The 17249-nt window shown below is 61.4% G+C and carries 15 protein-coding genes; 7 read left to right on the top strand and 8 right to left on the bottom strand.

Features of this window, described 5'->3' with window-relative positions:
* Nucleotides 1–15: 15 nt before the first annotated feature.
* Complete coding sequence (locus tag M511_RS14280) at nucleotides 16–327, bottom strand: ETC complex I subunit (RefSeq protein WP_010395022.1); 312 nt, start codon at nucleotides 325–327, stop codon at nucleotides 16–18.
* A gap of 178 nt (nucleotides 328–505) precedes the next feature.
* Between M511_RS14280 and uvrB the strand changes: the two genes are divergently transcribed.
* Nucleotides 506–2692 carry an excinuclease ABC subunit UvrB gene (uvrB, locus tag M511_RS14275; RefSeq protein ID WP_010395020.1) on the top strand — a complete coding sequence of 729 codons (2187 nt, stop codon included), beginning with the start codon at nucleotides 506–508 and terminating at the stop codon, nucleotides 2690–2692.
* 16 nt (nucleotides 2693–2708) lie between these two features.
* On the opposite strand, the gene M511_RS14270 is transcribed toward uvrB, so the two are convergent.
* From M511_RS14270 to M511_RS14260, 3 genes are all read right to left on the bottom strand, one after another.
* Entirely contained in the window at nucleotides 2709–3002 is a 294-nt protein-coding gene (locus M511_RS14270) for an I78 family peptidase inhibitor (protein ID WP_010395017.1), read from the bottom strand.
* Nucleotides 3003–3088: 86 nt separating this feature from the next.
* Nucleotides 3089–3724 carry a ParA family partition ATPase gene (parA, locus tag M511_RS14265; RefSeq protein WP_085502542.1) on the bottom strand — a complete coding sequence of 212 codons (636 nt, stop codon included), beginning with the start codon at nucleotides 3722–3724 and terminating at the stop codon, nucleotides 3089–3091.
* 100 nt (nucleotides 3725–3824) lie between these two features.
* Complete coding sequence (locus tag M511_RS14260) at nucleotides 3825–4148, bottom strand: antibiotic biosynthesis monooxygenase family protein (protein WP_010395012.1); 324 nt, start codon at nucleotides 4146–4148, stop codon at nucleotides 3825–3827.
* A gap of 113 nt (nucleotides 4149–4261) precedes the next feature.
* Here M511_RS14260 and M511_RS14255 point away from each other — a divergent pair, with 113 nt between their 5' ends.
* Nucleotides 4262–5311, top strand: coding sequence for a dipeptidase (locus M511_RS14255; RefSeq protein ID WP_010395010.1), 1050 nt, complete (start codon nucleotides 4262–4264; stop codon nucleotides 5309–5311).
* Nucleotides 5312–5363: 52 nt separating this feature from the next.
* Here M511_RS14255 and M511_RS14250 read toward each other — a convergent pair whose 3' ends face one another.
* The 4 genes from M511_RS14250 to M511_RS14235 form a co-directional block, all read right to left on the bottom strand.
* Nucleotides 5364–6905, bottom strand: coding sequence for a Ppx/GppA family phosphatase (locus tag M511_RS14250; protein WP_010395008.1), 1542 nt, complete (start codon nucleotides 6903–6905; stop codon nucleotides 5364–5366).
* A 65-nt stretch (nucleotides 6906–6970) separates the two neighbouring features.
* Nucleotides 6971–9136, bottom strand: coding sequence for an RNA degradosome polyphosphate kinase (locus tag M511_RS14245; RefSeq protein ID WP_029371790.1), 2166 nt, complete (start codon nucleotides 9134–9136; stop codon nucleotides 6971–6973).
* A gap of 29 nt (nucleotides 9137–9165) precedes the next feature.
* Nucleotides 9166–9855 carry a P-loop NTPase family protein gene (locus M511_RS14240; protein WP_010395002.1) on the bottom strand — a complete coding sequence of 230 codons (690 nt, stop codon included), beginning with the start codon at nucleotides 9853–9855 and terminating at the stop codon, nucleotides 9166–9168.
* Nucleotides 9856–9858: 3 nt separating this feature from the next.
* On the bottom strand, nucleotides 9859–11163 hold the full coding sequence (locus M511_RS14235) for an AI-2E family transporter (RefSeq protein ID WP_085502541.1): 1305 nt from the start codon (nucleotides 11161–11163) through the stop codon (nucleotides 9859–9861).
* Nucleotides 11164–11293: 130 nt separating this feature from the next.
* Here M511_RS14235 and proS point away from each other — a divergent pair, with 130 nt between their 5' ends.
* The 5 genes from proS (at nucleotide 11294) to M511_RS14210 (ending at nucleotide 17231) form a co-directional block, all read left to right on the top strand.
* Nucleotides 11294–12646 (top strand): proline--tRNA ligase, encoded by a 1353-nt coding sequence (proS, locus tag M511_RS14230; protein ID WP_010394998.1) that lies wholly within the window; start codon nucleotides 11294–11296, stop codon nucleotides 12644–12646.
* A 104-nt stretch (nucleotides 12647–12750) separates the two neighbouring features.
* Nucleotides 12751–13917 carry an SGNH/GDSL hydrolase family protein gene (locus M511_RS14225; protein WP_085502540.1) on the top strand — a complete coding sequence of 389 codons (1167 nt, stop codon included), beginning with the start codon at nucleotides 12751–12753 and terminating at the stop codon, nucleotides 13915–13917.
* 64 nt (nucleotides 13918–13981) lie between these two features.
* Complete coding sequence (locus M511_RS14220) at nucleotides 13982–15046, top strand: glycosyltransferase family 61 protein (protein WP_085502539.1); 1065 nt, start codon at nucleotides 13982–13984, stop codon at nucleotides 15044–15046.
* An 84-nt stretch (nucleotides 15047–15130) separates the two neighbouring features.
* Nucleotides 15131–15667: a serine O-acetyltransferase gene (locus M511_RS14215; RefSeq protein ID WP_240547644.1), complete on the top strand. Its 537-nt coding sequence runs from the start codon at nucleotides 15131–15133 to the stop codon at nucleotides 15665–15667.
* Nucleotides 15660–17231, top strand: a complete 1572-nt coding sequence (locus M511_RS14210) for an AMP-binding protein (protein WP_085502537.1) — start codon at nucleotides 15660–15662, stop codon at nucleotides 17229–17231. The genes M511_RS14215 and M511_RS14210 overlap by 8 nt, the downstream gene beginning before the upstream one ends.
* Nucleotides 17232–17249: the final 18 nt, after the last annotated feature.

Raw genomic sequence — 17249 nt, 5'->3', positions numbered from 1 at the left:
CAGAATGGGCGCGGTTCAATGCGTCCAGGGGGCGCGGCGCTCATTGGCAAAGTTTTCGCCATAGCCACGCGGACGGATGTTCGGCGCGCGGGTATGCGGCTCGACCACCTCATATTCCAGCCCGTTTTCGCGGGCGTAATCCTCGGCCTGCTTGCGGGTTTCAAAACGCAGGCGGACCTGGCTTTGCGTGTCGTCGCTGCTGGTCCAGCCCATCAGCGGATCAATCTCGCGCGCTTCGGCGGGCGGAAAGACCAGAAGCCATTCCTTGGTGCGTGCCGTGCCGGATTGCATGGCATTGCGCGCAGGCTTGTAGATGCGAACTCGCATGGCGGGAACCCTCTGTTCTTGCTTGCCTGTCTTATCCCCGATGCGCTGCGCGCATTCAAGATGCCCGACATGCGATTTACCGCCGCGCCAGCGGGCTTGTGACAGGATATTCCCTTGCCGGGGTTGCATCGTGGCGCGAATGCGCCAGATTACCCATGGCAGGAACAAAGGTGAAACCATGGGTCACAACAACACCAACGCCCCCGTCGCACGCTTTCCCGAAGTGACCCGGCCCAAGCTGGAAGGTGGCAAGCGGTTTGTCATGCATTCCGAGTTCCAGCCCGCCGGGGACCAGCCTACCGCCATCGCCGAGCTGGTGCGCGGCGTCCAGGATGGTGAGCGCGATCAGGTTCTGCTGGGGGCAACCGGTACCGGCAAGACCTTTACCATGGCCAAGGTGATCGAGGCGACGCAGCGCCCGGCAATCATTCTGGCACCGAACAAGACGCTGGCGGCGCAGCTTTACGGCGAGTTCAAAGGATTTTTTCCTGAAAATGCCGTCGAATATTTTGTCAGTTACTACGACTATTACCAGCCCGAGGCCTATGTGCCGCGCTCGGACACCTATATCGAGAAAGAATCGCAGATCAACGAGGCCATCGACCGGATGCGCCATTCGGCCACCCGTGCGCTGTTAGAGCGGGATGATGTGATCATCGTTGCCTCGGTTTCCTGCATCTATGGTATCGGCTCGGTCGAGACTTATTCGGCGATGACGCAAGATCTTGTCGTCGGGCAATCCTATGATCAGCGTCAGTTCCTGGCCGAGCTGGTTGCACAGCAATACCGTCGCCTTGACGCAGCTTTCCAGCGCGGCGGTTTCCGGGTGCGGGGCGATGTGATCGAGGTCTGGCCTGCACACCTCGAAGATCGGGCGTGGCGCTTTGACTTTTTCGGGAATGAGCTTGAATCCATTACGGAATTCGATCCGCTGACCGGTGCCAGAACTGACAGCTTCAAACAGATCCGTATCTATGCAAACAGCCACTATGTGACGCCGCGCCCGACTTTGCAGCAAGCTGTCAAAGGGATACGGGCAGAACTTCAAACGCGGCTGAAACAGTTGACTGATGAAGGCAAACTGCTTGAGGCCCAGCGGCTTGAACAACGCACAAACTTTGACCTGGAAATGCTTGAGGCGACGGGGACTTGTAACGGGATTGAGAACTATTCGCGCTATCTGACCGGTCGCGCCCCGGGTGAGCCGCCGCCGACGCTGTTTGAGTTCATCCCCGACAACGCAATCGTCTTTGCCGATGAATCCCATGTCAGCGTGCCCCAGATCGGCGGCATGTACCGCGGTGACTTCCGCCGCAAGTTCACGCTGGCCGAGCATGGTTTCCGCCTGCCCTCGTGCATGGACAACCGGCCCCTGAAGTTCGAGGAATGGGACGCGATGCGCCCGCAATCGGTCTTTGTCAGCGCCACCCCCGCACAATGGGAGATGGACCAGACCGGCGGTGTCTTTGTCGAACAGGTCATCCGCCCCACCGGCCTGCTGGACCCCGAGGTCGAGATCCGGCCGGTCGAAATGCAGGTCGACGATTTGCTGGACGAGGTGCGCAAGGTCACCGCCAGCGGCTATCGCACGCTGGTCACCACGCTGACCAAGCGCATGGCAGAGGATCTGACCGAATATATGCATGAACAGGGCATCCGCGTGCGCTACATGCACAGCGATATCGACACGATCGAACGTATCGAAATTCTACGCGACCTGCGCCTTGGTGCCTTTGACGTACTGATCGGCATCAACCTTTTACGCGAGGGACTGGACATTCCCGAATGCGGGCTGGTTGCTATTCTCGATGCCGATAAAGAGGGCTTTCTGCGTTCGGAAACCTCGCTGGTCCAGACGATTGGCCGGGCGGCGCGCAACGCCGAGGGGCGCGTCATCATGTATGCCGACCGTATCACGGGCAGCATGGAGCGCGCCCTTGCCGAGACCGAGCGTCGTCGCAAGAAACAGATCGCTTATAACGAGACCCATGGCATCACGCCCCAGACGGTCAAAAAGAACGTCGAGGATGTTCTGGCCGGGTTGTGGCAGGGCGACACCGATCAGTCGCGCATCACGGCCAAGGTGGATAAACCTATGGTCGGCTCTAACCTGGCCGCCCATCTTGATGCGTTGCGGGCACAGATGCGCAAGGCTGCCGAAAACCTGGAATTCGAAGAGGCCGCGCGGCTGCGTGATGAGGTGAAACGGCTCGAAGCAGTAGAGCTTGCGATTTCGGACGATCCTCTGGCGCGGCAATCCGCTGTCGAAGAGGCGGCCGAGGCGGCGGTCAAATCCTCGGGACGGTCAACCGCTGGGCGCGCCGGGCAACGCGGTGGCAACAAGCGCTCTCGTCGCCACCGTTAACTGGTGAGTCTTTGCTCTAGCTGCAGCTCACCGACATGAGCTTGCCGCGCTTGTCTACGATAAAGGTCAGGCGGTCCTGGATCAGCTCCATTGTCATCGGCTGGCCTTCGCGGGCGATGCGATACATCTGCCCTTCGGGCACGGTGATCGTTGGGGAAGTCTGGCCAATGAGATGACTATAGCGCGCCGCGCCGCAGGGATCGCTGGCGGCTGCGGTTTCGGGCGGCTCATCAGGGGGTGCGGTTTCCGGCGTGCACGCAGCCAAGGCAAGCGGCGTCGCCAGAACGGCAATGGAAAACGACAGCTTCATCTTGACCTCGTCTATTGTAGGGCTTGTGGGCAGATAACGCCCCGAACCGCAAAAGGTTTCATTGCCCCCGCAAGGATCGGCCGGTTTCAGCGCAAAATGGACAAAACCTCTTCGGTCAGGGTATCGAGCTCGGTGCGGGCGGCGGTATTGCGTGCGACCTCGCCAGCGCCCAGCCCCTTGCCCAGGGCCTCGGCATAGGCAACGCGGTTGCCAAGCCGTGCCCCGGCCACCTCAACTTCCAGCGCGGCCGCCCCTTCGGCCACCTCGGCGGTCAGGCGTGCCTGTGGGCGGGTCCGGTTCAGCACGATCAGCGTGTCGCATTTTTCGCGGCGGGCCAGATCCAGAACCCCTTCGGTCGCCCACAGGTCGACATGGCTGGTCGCCACCGGCACCAGCACCAGATCGGCCACCCGCAGCGCCGGACGCAGATCGCTGTCAATCTTTGGCGGGGTGTCGATAATGACGAAATCAAACCGCTTTTTCAGCTTTTCGGATTCGTAGCTTGCCCCCCAGGCGGACGAGGTCGAGAATTCCAGCGCCTCATCCTCGCCCAGCCGCTCCAGCCGCTCAAGAAACCAGCGGCCAAGGCTGCCCTGCGGGTCGGTGTCAAGCAGCGCCACCGAATGGCCGCGCGCCCGTAAGGCCACGGCCAGATTGACCGCAATGGTGGTCTTGCCTGACCCGCCCTTTTGCTGAGCTATGGTGATGATCCGTCCTGCCATGACGCCGCTCCGTCCCGAAAATCGCCCGTCTTTCCCGCCAGATTAGGGGGTCTGCGCAGATGATGCACGGCTTTTTCGCAGGTGCAGCATTCCTGGCGGATCAACTGGCCCAGGTTTCGACAACTTCATACATCACCGGTTCGAAATGGCGGCACATGGCGTGGATTGTACGGTTACGCTCACGCATTTCGGGGGTGCGCAGCATAGCCTGATAGTCGCGCCGGTCCTGCCATTGCGAATAGGTACAGATCCGGGTCTGGGCGTCGTTCAGATGGATCGCACCCGAGACATAACCGGGCTGGCGGCTGATGACCTGATCATAGGCCTGTGACAGCGCCTCCAGCACATCATGCGCCGTGCCGGGCGACACATCAAAGGTGCAGATCACGGTCTGGCCGGAAAACTCCTTGTCGATGCGGGTCATGGCCTGGCTCTCCCTTTTTCGTGTTCACAACCTGAGCTTACGGCGAACCGTGCGAGGTTGCAGCGGTTTTCGTGCCGCGTCATGTTGGCGCTGCCCGAGCGAAAGGATAAGCGATGATTCCGGTCTTTGACGGACATAATGATTTCTTGCAGCGCATGGTGGCCGCCGGACCGGAGCGCGACCGTCTGTGGCTGGAAGGTAATGGCGAGGGGCATCTTGACCTGCCCCGCATGAAGGCTGGCGGTTTCGCTGGCGGTTTCTTTGCCATCTGGACGCCTTCTCCGTCCGGTCCTGATGACGCATTGGCGGCGATGCTGAAAAAGAACCCACCCTTTTCGCTGGGCCTTCCGCCCGAAATCGCGGCCGATGACGCCCTGCCCCATGCTATTGCCCAGGCCGGCCAGCTGATGGCGATGGAGCGGACCGGCACCCTGTCGATCTGCAAGACTGCTGCTGATATCCGCACCGCCATGGCCGAGGGTCGTGTTGCCGCTATTCTGCATATCGAGGGTGCCGAGCCGGTCACGGATATGGATGCCCTGCATGTGTGGCATGCGATGGGCCTTCGTTCGCTGGGGCCGGTCTGGTCACGCCCGACGCGTTATGGGCATGGAGTGCCCTTTGCCTTTCCCTCTTCGCCGGATACCGGGCCGGGCTTGACCGATGCGGGCAAGGCGCTGGTGCGCGAATGCAATCAGCTGCGCATCATGCTGGATCTGTCGCATCTGAACGAAAAGGGCTTTGATGATATCGCCGCGCTTTCGGATGCGCCGTTGGTCGCCAGCCATAGCTGCGCCCATGCTGTCGCGGCCAGTTCGCGCAACCTGACCGACCGGCAGTTGCAAGTGATCGCTGATACAAAGGGGCTGGTCGGCCTGAATTTCGCCGTTGGGTTCCTGCACCCCGAAGGGCGCCGCGATCCGATGCACGGGTTTGAAATCATGCTGCGCCACCTTGACCATCTGCTGAGCATTCTGGGCGAGGATGGCGTGGCGCTGGGTTCGGATTTCGACGGCGCTGACATGCCCGAGGACTTGGCCGATGCCTCTGCCTTGCAGAACCTGACCGGGGCGATGCTTGACCATGGCTATGGCCGCGAACTGGTCGAAAAGATCGCCTGGAAGAACTGGCTGAACGTGCTTGAACGGACCTGGGGCGCCTGAGGCGTCCCGTCGCGCATCCCTGACATCGGTGGGGGCGCTCAAGTACCCCGGTTCAGTCGCCGGTGACGACCGGGGTCACGCCCATCGCCTCGGCCAGCGTGCGGAAACGCGCCTCAGCCACCTCGCCCATCAGGGCGCGCCCGATACGCGTCAGTTTCAGCTCCAGCTGCTTTTTCTTGCGCTGCAGTTTCAGCGTGCCTGCCTCGGCCGGGTCCTTGACCGAGAACATGGCGCCAAAGCGCATGGCCTTACCCAGAACCTCGGCCTCTCGGATCTCTTTTTCCGAAAGCAGCGCAAAAAGGGGCGCCATGGGAGAGTTCGCGCGGCTGTTTTTATAGCGGTGCAGCAACGACAGGCCCAGAAACACCCGCTCGGGATGGGACAGCGCCGCCATGTTTGCCCGGGTCACGTTGTCGAAACAGGCGTCCGCCCGGTAATCAGGGTGGGTGCGCCAGGTCGTGTCATGCAAAAGACAGGCGGCCTTGATCAGCCGGTCGCGTTCAGGCGGCAGATCGACAAAGATCGGTTCAAGAAAGTGGTATAGCTTTTTGCCAAAGCCCGGCATCCGCGCCATCTGCCTTTCGGCAAAGCGCGCCGCTTCGATCAGCGGATCGCGCGAACGCAGCCCGGCGGGCATCTGTTCATACAGCAGCCCCTCGCGGATGCCGTATGAGGACACCGCCAGCGATTTCGGCTGCAAGCTTTGCACCAGCTGGCGCAAGGCAAGGCTGGCCAGAGGCACAAGCTCAAGCCGGCTTTGCGAAATGCCGGTCATAGAGCGCATCTCGGATACGCTTTTCCCGCTGATCCATTTCACCGTCTCATATACTGCGTCGGGCGACATGCGGTATTCATGCAGGACGGTCATCGGATATTTCGCCCGCTCCATATCCAGCCGGGCGATGGCGCGCCACGAACCGCCGACCAGATAGATCTGCCCGGCATCACGGCCAAGATGCTCGGCCGCCTGCTCGATCGTGTCACGGATATGGTCGCGCAGGCCCGAGGCTCCGCCCTTGACCTGTTGCAGCCGAAAGGGACCAAGCGGGGTCGAGATGCGCCGACCCACCTTGCCATCCTTGACCTCGGCAAGCTCCATCGAGTTGCCGCCGATGTCACAGACAAGGCCCTTGGCGTCGGGCCAGCCCAAAAGCACCCCTTGCGCTGACAACCGCGCCTCTTCTTCGCCGTCGATGACCCAGAGTTTCAGCCCGGTTTCTTTTTCGACCGCCTTGCGAAATGCGGGGCCGTCCTCGGCTTCGCGTACCGCGGCGGTGGCCACGCAGGTCAGCGGTTTGATCCCCATGCTGTCGGCCAGCACAGCAAAGCGGCGCAGTGCCGACATGGCGCGACGTACGCCGTCGGGGTTCAGCCGCCCGGTAGTGGCTAGTCCCTGTCCCAACCCCGCCATGACCTTTTCGTTATAGAAATAGGCCGGTGAGCGGGCGGCACCGTCAAAAACCACCATGCGAATCGAGTTCGAGCCGACATCGACCACGCCAACCCGGCTAAGCGCCCTTTCCGAAGCACGCTCAAACAGCGAGCGTCCAAAGGGTTCGATGGTTTCTCCGCTTGCGGTCATGATGCCGTTCATCGGGGGTCCTCTCGATTCCGTTACCACGCCGGGCGCGTTTTGGATGGGGCAATTGCCGCGCTGCGTCAATCCATCGAGTGCATCAAAGCCGGAACGTCACGTGCACCGGCGGAGCCCCGCCCGGACAATGACGGGTTTTCCATAAAGAATTTGTGACAGGAAAACAGATCGTCACGCCCGGCAGGCAGATAACGCAAATAGCGACCGTCAGGCTGCAAAAGCCAGCTTTGCGCCTCATCCGCCATATTGGCGGCCATGATCTGGCTGGTGATCTGGGCCTTTACGGTTTCGTTGAAACATTCGACCATCGCTTCGACCCGGCGCGACAGGTTCCGACCCATCCAGTCTGCCGAGCTGATGAAAACCCGCGCTTTTTTGGACGGCAGGCCAAAGCCATTGCCGAAACAGACGATGCGGGAATGTTCAAGGAACCGCCCGACGATCGACTTGACCCGGATATTTTCGGATAGCCCGGCGATCCCGGGGCGCAGCCCGCAGATGCCGCGTATGACAAGGTTGATTTTGACCCCTGCCTGGCTGGCGGCATACAGCGCCTCGATCACGTCTTTTTCGATCAGGCTGTTCATCTTGGCCCAGATCGCCGCGGGGCGGCCGCGGCGGGCGAATTCGGTTTCGCGGGCGATCAGTTCAAGCAGCCGTTCCTTGAGGTCGATGGGCGAAATGGCAATGTTTTCCAGCCCCTCGGGCTGAACATAGCCCGACAGGAAATTAAACACCTTGGAGGCGTCGCGCCCCAGCGCGGGATCACAGGTGAAAAGGGAAAGGTCCGTATAGACCCGCGCCGTAATCGGGTGATAGTTGCCGGTTCCAAAATGACAGTAAGTGACCAGTTGGTCGCCTTCGCGCCGGACCACGGTGCTGATCTTGGCATGGGTTTTGTATTGCATGAAGCCATAGACGACATGCGCGCCCGCCCGTTCCAGCCGTCGTGATTGGCGGATGTTCGCTGCCTCGTCAAAACGCGCCTTCAGCTCGACCAGCGCCGTCACCGATTTGCCAGATTCGGCTGCCTCGCACAGCGCGTCCACGATAGGGCTGTCGCGCGAGGTACGGTAAAGCGTCTGCTTGATCGCCAGCACATTCGGATCGCGTGCGGCCTGCGCAAGAAACCGCACCACCATATCAAAGGTTTCATAGGGGTGGTGCAGCAGCATGTCCTTTTGCCGGATGGCCGCGAACATGTCGCCGTCATGGTCCTGTACCCGCTCAGGCACACGAGAGGTAAAGGTCGGCCATTGCAGGTCGCGGCGCGAATCAAGCACCAGCTCATGCAGATCGGCCATGCCAAGCAGGCCTTCCACCTCGACCACCTCTTCGGGGTTCACGTTCAGCTCTTGCATGATCGAGCGGCGCAGACGATCCGGGGCACCCGAGGTGATCTTCAGCCGGATCACGCTGCCCCGGCGGCGGCGTTTCAGTGCCGTCTCGAATTCGCGCACCAGATCCTCGGCCTCTTCTTCGACCTCAAGATCGCTGTCGCGCAGCACGCGAAAGGCGCAATGGCCGATGTCGCGATAGCCCGGAAACAGGCTTGGCAGATGCATAAGCAGCAGATCCTCCAGCCTCAGGAAGCGTTTGCCCCCCGGCAGGGCGACAAAGCGCGCCACCTGTTGCGGGATGGGTAACAGCGCCTGCATCTGCCGTCCGTCGCTTTCCCGTGCCAGTTCCAGTGCCAGCGAAAAGCCAAGGTTCGGTATGAACGGGAACGGATGGGCCGGGTCGATGGCCAGCGGAGAAAGTACTGGAAAGACCTGGTCCATGAAATGCCGGCGCAGAAATTCTTCTTCGGCGCGGGTGACGCGGCCACGCGACAGGATGGTGATATCGGCCTGTTCCATCTCGCGGCGCAGCCCGTTCCAGACCGCCTGCTGCGCGCTCATCAGCCGCCGCGCGTCCGAGTTGACCAGTGCCAGCTGTTCTGCCGAGGTCAGGCCGTCGTCGGACAGCGTCGTGTTACCCTCGCGCACCAGCTCACGCAGGCCAGCCACCCGGACGGTATAGAATTCGTCAAGATTGGTGGCCGAGATCGACAGGAACCGCAGCCGCTCAAGCAGCGGAACCCGTGGATTTCGCGCCTCATCCAGCACGCGCCAGTTAAAGGCCAGCCAGCTTATCTCGCGGTTGAAAAAGCGCGACGGCCCTTCGGGCGTGCCTTCGGGAATCTGGCGTGGAGCAGGAAACGGAGACTTGAGAAAATCGGCTTGGGTCATGTCGCGGATCGCTAAGGGATACCGGCGGATCATGCGTCGGCCGGGGACAGCTTGTCCAGCAGCTCGGCCGCCAGACGACGCGTGATGGCGCGACGATCTGCGAGGGATTCGCGGTCGATGGCAGCAACCAGCCGCCGCGCCAGATCAAGGTCGCGTTCCATCCGCAGGGCAAGCCAGTCCACCACCTCGGGCGAGACCTGGATCTGCCGGTCGGCAAACAGTTTCACCAGCACCGCAGGCAGCAGCGCGTCATCAGGCGGCCCGAGGATAGCCTGCGCCGCCGTATCAAGCCGCGAACGCAGGTCGGGCAGCACCAGTCCCCAATCGCGCGGGGCACTGCGTGCTGTGACAAGCAACAGACCCTGCCGCGCGCCCACAAGGTTCCACAGGTGGAAAAGCCCCTGTTCCGCTGCAGGATTGCCGCCGATTTCATGCGCATCCTCGACCACCAGAGCCGCGCCGGGGCGGATCATCTCATCGACATTTTCGGGGGTCAGCGCCCAGCCGTGACACAAAAAGGCATCGTGTTCGGCAACCCAGAACCCTGCCAGATGCGATTTGCCCGACCCCGCCCCACCGATCAGCAGCAGCCGACCCTGAGGCCACTGCTCGGGCGCATCCAGCATGGCCAGCGCGTCGCGATTTGCCGCAGTGATCAGAAAATCGTCGCGGGACGAGGCCGGTGGCATCGTCAGATCCAGGGTCAATTGTCTGGCCACTGTTCAGTCGCCCTTTTCCTGTCGGAATTCCCGCGCCTTGATCCGCAGCTCGGCTGGTGAAGGCGGGCCCGTAAAATCGGGAACCTGGCCCTTTTTCTGACGATGCAGATATTCATCCAGCAGATCGGCCAGATGTTCGTCGCGCTGCAGCTGCGCCAGCGTCACGTCGCGTGAAAGCTGGGCAAGTTGGCGGGCGCGTTCTGTCGTGCCACGCGGCACCATCTCGACCAGCATGGGCGGTGCGGGCGGAGCTGGTACATCGCGACCTGTATAAAGCGCGCTTTCCTTATAGCGCCCGACAGAAAAGCGGACCAAAACGCCAAGCGCGGCCGCCGCGGGTACCGCGACCAGCAGGCCGACAAAACCAAAGAGCGAGCCGAAAACGGTCAGGGCGAGCATCAGCCAGACCGGATGCAACCCGACATGGCCGCCGACAATCTTGGGCTGAAGGTAGTTCCCCTCGACGATCTGGCCGAGGACGAAAACGGCGATCACCGCCCCGATCCAGAAGGGCTCACCCCAGAAAGAAAACAGGGCCACACCGATGGCGGTCGCGCCGCCGACCAGCACGCCCACATAAGGAATAAAGGAAAGCGAGGCGGCGATCACCCCGATGGCGACCCCGAACGGCAGGCCGATCAGACCAAGGCAGACCGAATAGAAGGTGCCGAGAATCAGGATCACCATGCCCTGCCCGCGCACAAAGCCCGACAGCGCCTCGTCGATCTCATGCCCAAGTTTGCGGATGGTCGCGGCATGTTCGCGCGGCAACAACTCGTCCAGCCGGTCGACCATGTTGTCCCAGTCGAGCAGCAGGTAAAAGGCGACGACCGGCACGATGACGATCAGCATCAGGACACTGACCACCCCCATGACCGAGCCCAGCACCGTGCTGACCAGCTCGCCCCCGCGCTCACTGACTTTTTCGCCGATGTTGCCAAGCGCGGTGTTGACGGGGTTCCCTTCGGTAAAGACTTCGGGGAAACGCCGCATCAGGAATTGCTGCAGCTGCCCGAACATTTCGGGTGCTGTATCGATCAGCGCAGTCGTCTGCCGCACAAGGACCGGCATCAGCAGCAAGAACAATGCGACGACCAGAATAAGGCCGCAAAGCGTCAACAGCACGACCGCGGTGGTGCGCGACAGCCCTAACCGCTCAAGCCGATCGGCAAGGGGATCGAACAGATAGGCAACCGCCGCACCCAGAATAAAGGGCATGATGGCATTGCCCAGTAGCCACAGCGTGATGAGCAGTACCAGAAATGCGCCGCCCCAATAAAGGACCTGTTTCTGCACCCGTAGTGGCATGATCCCTCGGCTCCCGTCCTCGCGTTTTCCGCTTTTCTATGTGAACGGTCCTTAGGCCGGTTGCAAGGAAGGCGTTGCTCCGCGATGTGCTCTGCGCTAACTCGTGCCGGCCCATGATGAGGAACCTGCCATGCGTCTGTCGCGCTATTTCATGCCCGTTCTCAAAGAAGACCCCAAAGAGGCCCAGATTGTCAGCCACAGGCTGATGCTGCGCGCCGGCATGATTAAACAGCAGGCGGCGGGCATCTATTCCTGGCTGCCAATGGGTTATCGGGTGCTGCGCCGCATCGAGCAGATCGTGCACGAGGAACAGGCCCGCGCCGGACATATCGCCATGCTGATGCCGACTCTGCAGTCGGCTGACCTGTGGCGCGAATCCGGCCGCTATGACGATTATGGCGAAGAGATGCTGCGCATCAAGGACCGCCATAAGCGTGACCTGCTTTACGGGCCCACGAACGAAGAGATGATCACCGATATCTTTCGCGCCCATGTGAACAGCTACAAGGATCTGCCCCTGACGCTGTACCACGTCCAGTGGAAGTTCCGCGACGAGATCCGGCCGCGCTTTGGCGTCATGCGCGGGCGCGAATTCCTGATGAAAGACGGTTACAACTTTGACCTGACCAGGGAAGACGCGCTGCACGCCTATAACCGCCATTTGGTCAGCTATCTGCGCACCTATGAGCGTATGGGCCTGCAGGCGATCCCGATGCGGGCCGATGGTGGCCCGATCGGCGGCGATTACACCCATGAGTTTCTGGTACTGGCCGAAACCGGCGAATCCGAGGTCTTTTATGACAGCGAGATCACCGATCTGAAATTCGGCAGCCGCGACATTGATTATGACAGCGTCGAGCAGTGTCAGGCAGTGCTGGAAGAGTTCACCAGCCGCTACGCCCGCACCGATGAAACCCATGACGAGGCGCTGTTCAACCAGATCCCGGCCGAGCGGCGGCGCGTCGCGCGCGGTATCGAGGTGGGCCAGATCTTCTACTTTGGCACCAAATACTCCGAGCCGATGGGGGCGACCGTGGTTGGTCCCGATGGTCAGCGCGTTCCGGTGCATATGGGTTCGCACGGGATCGGCGTAAGCCGCCTTCTTGGCGCGATCATCGAGGCCAGCCATGACGACAAGGGCATTATCTGGCCCGAGGGCGTGACCCCCTTCCACGTCGGGATCGTCAACCTCAAGCAGGGCGATGCCTCGACGGACAGCGCATGTGAGGCGCTTTACAAAGAGCTGAAATCGCAGGGTTTCGACCCGCTTTACGACGACCGGGATGAACGTGCGGGCGCAAAATTCGCCACGATGGACCTGATCGGCCTGCCCTGGCGCATTACCGTCGGCCCGCGCGGCCTTGCCGCAAACAAGGTTGAGCTGACCTCGCGCCGCAACGGCCAGTCGGTCGAACTGTCCCCGCAAGAGGCGGTGGCACGGCTGAAAGAGATCTATCAGCCGGTCTTTGACGCCGCAAAATAACAACCGGCGGCCTGTCATAGGGCCCTGGATGCTCACCAATTCGCCAAGATGACAAACCGCTCCGCTCCGCTAAGGATCGGGGCGGTTTTAACAGGCGGGCAATCATGCGATCAGGGTGGACCAGAGAGGTCGTTATCGGCCTTGCCTGCAGCGTACTGATCGCCATCGTCGCCCTTTACGTGCGGCCCTGTCCGGCCCGACCCGTGACCCCGGTGCCACAGATCGCTCTGGCTGAAAACACGGCCTTCAGCGCGCGGCTGGTGCCTTGGCAGCAAAACCTTGGCCCGTTGCCCGCCGCAATTACCGGCCGAGCGGCGCCCGGTCCTGATGGCGGCTATCGTCACGAATGGCCTGCATTTCACGCCGTCGCTCGATTCGAGGGGACTTCCGTCAGCTTGCGCTTTGACGATTCGCTTAGTCGCTGGCGGGTCGACATTGACGGCTCAGCGGTCGAAATCTCGCGCCCCGGACTGCGTGACCTGTTGATTGAAGGGATTAAGCCCGGCCGCCACGAGATCCGCGCCGAAAAGATCAGCGAATCGCCGGGACCTGCGCTTTTCGGCGGGTTTTTCATAAATGACGCGGGCCGTGATCTTGCCCCGCCTGAACCCGCACCCCGGCTGATCGAATTTATCGGTGATTCCGACACCGTCGGTTTTGCCAATACCGCCGAGCGCCGTGATTGCACTGAGGATGAGATTTACGCAGCCACGGACACCAGTCGCAGCTTTGGCCCGCAAGTGGCGCGCGCGCTGGGCGCAGATTACCGTATCATCGCACGTTCTGGCATCGGTCTTTTGCGCAATTACGGTGGTGCTGATCCGGAACGGACCATGGGGCAGCTCTATCCCCTTGCTCTGCCCGCAGACCCACAGGCGCCTGCCCTGCCCCAGCGACCGGCCGATATCATCGTGATCGGGCTTGGCTCGAATGTTTTTGGCTCGCCTCTGGATCCACAGGAGCGTTGGACGGACAACAGTGATCTTGCCCGCGACTTTGGCCCGGCGCTGGCCGATTTTGCGCGCGCGCGTGCGCAGGAAAATCCCGGTGCGCTGGTGGTGCTGCTGGGTTTTGGCGAATACGGCCCCGAGCTGGTCGAGGCCCATCACCGTGCTGCAGCATTGCTAGACGAAAGGGGTATTGCGAACCGCCTGGTGGTTCTGGACAAGCCACAGCGCAACGCCTGCCTGTGGCATCCGTCTGCCAGCGATCACGCGATGATTGCCGAGGCGTTGCTCGCAGCCCTCAAGGATACAGCTCAAGGCGGCTGATCTGCCTTGCGCTTGTCCCGTTCGTCCCTAAACTTTCCTAAAATCCAGCCAGATCCGAGCCTTCATGCCCTCGCTCAGACCGATCCATAACCGCCTGCGCCGCCTTGCCGGTCTGGACCTGGCGGAATTCTTTGACACCGCCATCGAGCGCTGGGAGATCTGCCCGGCCGAAGATGTTGAGATTCTGCCGGGCATCTGGCTGCCCGACCAGATTGACCATATCGCCCAGACAGAATTCGGCGGCCTGCCGGACATTCTGGCCCAGATGCAGGGCAATCCGGCCGAACACACCGCGCCGACCATGGCCTATCGCTTTCGTGACGTCGATTTTGTTGATGGCGTCCTTTACGCCCGCGGGGCCGAGCGTCACCTGCGCCAACGTCGCCGCTCGGGCATGATTTATCCAAAGCCGCGCGAAAACCTTGGCGGTGCGCTTTATGAAAGCTGGATCGGCAACCGCTGGTTCGGGAACTGGCTTCTGAACGACTGCCTTGCCTATCGACTGGCCGAGGCGGCGGGCAACCCTGTCACCTCGGCCCCCGCGCGCGGCGGCCATACCGCCCGTTATGAAGAGCTTTTGGGCATGTCGCCCCGGCGCATTGGAAATGTCCATTTTGACGAGCTGATCCTGTTTGACGATCTGAAAAACAACAGCAATCGCCGCGCCAGGGCACAGGAAAACCGTGCCCGCTTGTTGAATGGGCGCAAGCTTACGCCCCTGCCGGGGGTCTTTATCTTTCGCGGCGCCAGCGGGGATGCCCGTATCCTTGAAAATGAGGCCGAGATCGCCGAGCGGTTCGAGACGGAATATGGTTTCCGCACGCTTTATATCGACCGCCACAGCGCCGACGATATGGCCGAGGCCTGCGGTGCGGCACAGATGGTTGTCGGGGTCGAGGGCAGCCAGCTTGCCCATGGTGTCATCGCCATGGCACCGCGTGGCACGCTTTTGACCCTTCAGCCCGCAGATCGGGTGACGACCTCGCTAAAACTGCTGACCGATTGCTGGCAGCAGCATTATGCGATGGTGGTCGGCTCCGGGACTGCAAGCGGCTATCGGATCGGATGGGACCAGATTCAGCGCACGATGGACCTGATAGAGGACAAAAGGTCCAAAAACTCGTCCTAAACGTCAGGTTGAGCCGGGGCGGCCAATGGGAATATGGGTCCGGAATACGGATTGTTCCAAATTTTCATTGGCAAGTGCGCCGCGATGTTTAAGACCCTCAGGGACGATTACAGACGACACGGCAGTTCGCTGACCGAGCCGGCCTTTGTCTCTCTGGCCATTTACAGATACGGACGTTGGGCCATCGGGATCAAAAATCCCCCGCTGCGCTGGCTGGCTACCAAACCCTATGCGCTGATGCGCATGCTGATCCTGAACGTAACCAAGGTCTGGATCCCGCCGCAGGTCAGGCTTGGCGCCGATTTTCACATCATCCATGCCGAGGGTTCGCTGTCGATCCATCCCGATGTGGTCATCGGTGACCGCTGTGGGGTGATGCACAATGTCACCATCGGCACCAACATGGGGCCGGGTGCACCTGTCATCGGGGATGACGTCTTTATCGGGGTGAATTCCTGTGTGCTGGGGCCGATCACCATCGGCGACCGGGTGCGCATCGGGGCGAATACTGCGGTGACCGCCAATGTGCCCTCTGATTCTGTTGTCATCGGCTCACCTGCCAAGATCTATCCCAGCCTGCCGATCTTTGCGGCGCGAAAGAAGGCGCCGGCCGATGAGTAAGGATTTCGACCGCAGCATGTGGTCCCTCATGGCCGATAATCTGCCGCATCGCGCAGGCAAGATCGCTGCGGTGGATCGCGGCCGCTCTGTCACCTATGCCGAGCTTGCGGCCGAGGCCGGATGCATTGCCGACTGGCTTGGTGCGCGAGGTATCCGTCCAGGTGACCGGGTCATCGTGCATCTGCGCAAGGGCATCGACGAGGTCGCGGCCATGTTCGGCGCATGGAAAATGGGCGCCGTGGTCGTCAATGTGAACATCCGCTGGACGCCTGCGCAACTGGCTTATGTTGCCCGCGACAGCAGGGCACGGGCAGTCATCCTGTCCCGCAACGTGCTTGACGCGCTGACGGGTGAAAACGCCTTGCCCGAGGGCACGGCCTATCTGGTTCAGGGCAAGGCCGAGGGCCTTGTCCAGGGCGCGGACCCCTGGGCGGCGCCTGCCGCTGACAGGGCCTCTGCGCCCGACGAATGCGATCCGCGCGGATTGGCGATGATCATCTACACCTCGGGTTCGACAGGTGCGCCCAAAGGTGTGATGCTGAGCCATCGCAATATTCGCGTCGGCGCGATCTCGGTTGCACAATATCTGAAACTTGACGAAAGCGACCGGCTGCTTTCCGTCCTGCCCTACAGTTTCGATGCAGGGCTGAACCAGTTGACGACAATGATGCTGACGGGCGGCACCGTCGTTCATCAACCGCTGACCATGCCGGCCGAGATCATCCGCATGGCCGCGGCCGAGGCGGTGACCGGTATCGCCGGCGTGCCTCCCTTGTGGAACCAGATCGTGCGGCTGCTGGCCGGCCGGCCGACCGCTTTGCCCGCGCTGCGGCGGATCACCAATACCGGCGGCAAGATCCCCCCGAACATCCTGGAACTTTTGCCCCAGGTGTTTCCGGGCGCGGATATCTATCTGATGTATGGGCTGACCGAGGCGTTCCGCTCGACCTACCTGCCGCCGGAACGTTTCGCGGCCAAAATGGGCTCGATCGGTCAGCAGATCCCCAATGCGCGCGTCTTTGCGATCAAGCATGGCGAAGGCATCGCCGGCCCCGGAGAGCAGGGAGAGCTGGTTCACGCCGGCCCGCTGGTCAGCATGGGTTATTGGGAAAAACCCGAAATCACCACCCAAAAGATCCGCCCATGCCCCGAACTTGCCCATATTCTTGGCGATGAGCCGGTGGTCTGGTCGGGCGATCTGGTTCGCGTCGATGAGGACGGGGATATGTGGTTTGTCAGCCGCATGGACGAGATGATCAAGACGCTGGGCTTTCGCCTATCCCCGACCGAGGTCGAGGACGCAATCTCACAAAGCGGACTGGTCAGTGATGTCGTCGCCTTTGGGGTCGAGGATGCCGATCTTGGGCAGGCGGTCCATGCGGTTGTCAGCTACCTGCCACAGGGCGACGAAACAGCACTTGCCGCGCATTGTGCCCGTGCCATGCCCCATTACATGCGTCCGCAGCGCCATCATACCTGGCAGGGGATGATGCCGCGTACTGCCAGCGGCAAGCTGGACCGCCCGGCTATTATATCTGCCGTTAAAGCCTCATTAGATAATTGATAAAAAAGGATTTATTTC

Origin of the sequence: Paracoccus sp. J56 (assembly GCF_019633685.1) — a bacterium.
In the GTDB taxonomy this organism is placed as follows: Bacteria; Pseudomonadota; Alphaproteobacteria; order Rhodobacterales; family Rhodobacteraceae; genus Paracoccus; species Paracoccus kondratievae.
This window is presented reverse-complemented; position numbering and strand designations above follow the sequence as displayed.

Bases quoted from the DNA above. Each gene is read 5' to 3' on its own strand.
- M511_RS14280 (WP_010395022.1), bottom strand. From the start codon at position 327: ATGCGAGTTCGCATCTACAAGCCTGCGCGCAATGCCATGCAATCCGGC.
- uvrB (WP_010395020.1), top strand. From the start codon at position 506: ATGGGTCACAACAACACCAACGCCCCCGTCGCACGCTTTCCCGAAGTG.
- M511_RS14270 (WP_010395017.1), bottom strand. From the start codon at position 3,002: ATGAAGCTGTCGTTTTCCATTGCCGTTCTGGCGACGCCGCTTGCCTTG.
- parA (WP_085502542.1), bottom strand. From the start codon at position 3,724: ATGGCAGGACGGATCATCACCATAGCTCAGCAAAAGGGCGGGTCAGGC.
- M511_RS14260 (WP_010395012.1), bottom strand. From the start codon at position 4,148: ATGACCCGCATCGACAAGGAGTTTTCCGGCCAGACCGTGATCTGCACC.
- M511_RS14255 (WP_010395010.1), top strand. From the start codon at position 4,262: ATGATTCCGGTCTTTGACGGACATAATGATTTCTTGCAGCGCATGGTG.
- M511_RS14250 (WP_010395008.1), bottom strand. From the start codon at position 6,905: ATGAACGGCATCATGACCGCAAGCGGAGAAACCATCGAACCCTTTGGA.
- M511_RS14245 (WP_029371790.1), bottom strand. From the start codon at position 9,136: ATGACCCAAGCCGATTTTCTCAAGTCTCCGTTTCCTGCTCCACGCCAG.
- M511_RS14235 (WP_085502541.1), bottom strand. From the start codon at position 11,163: ATGCCACTACGGGTGCAGAAACAGGTCCTTTATTGGGGCGGCGCATTT.
- proS (WP_010394998.1), top strand. From the start codon at position 11,294: ATGCGTCTGTCGCGCTATTTCATGCCCGTTCTCAAAGAAGACCCCAAA.
- M511_RS14225 (WP_085502540.1), top strand. From the start codon at position 12,751: ATGCGATCAGGGTGGACCAGAGAGGTCGTTATCGGCCTTGCCTGCAGC.
- M511_RS14220 (WP_085502539.1), top strand. From the start codon at position 13,982: ATGCCCTCGCTCAGACCGATCCATAACCGCCTGCGCCGCCTTGCCGGT.
- M511_RS14215 (WP_240547644.1), top strand. From the start codon at position 15,131: ATGTTTAAGACCCTCAGGGACGATTACAGACGACACGGCAGTTCGCTG.
- M511_RS14210 (WP_085502537.1), top strand. From the start codon at position 15,660: ATGAGTAAGGATTTCGACCGCAGCATGTGGTCCCTCATGGCCGATAAT.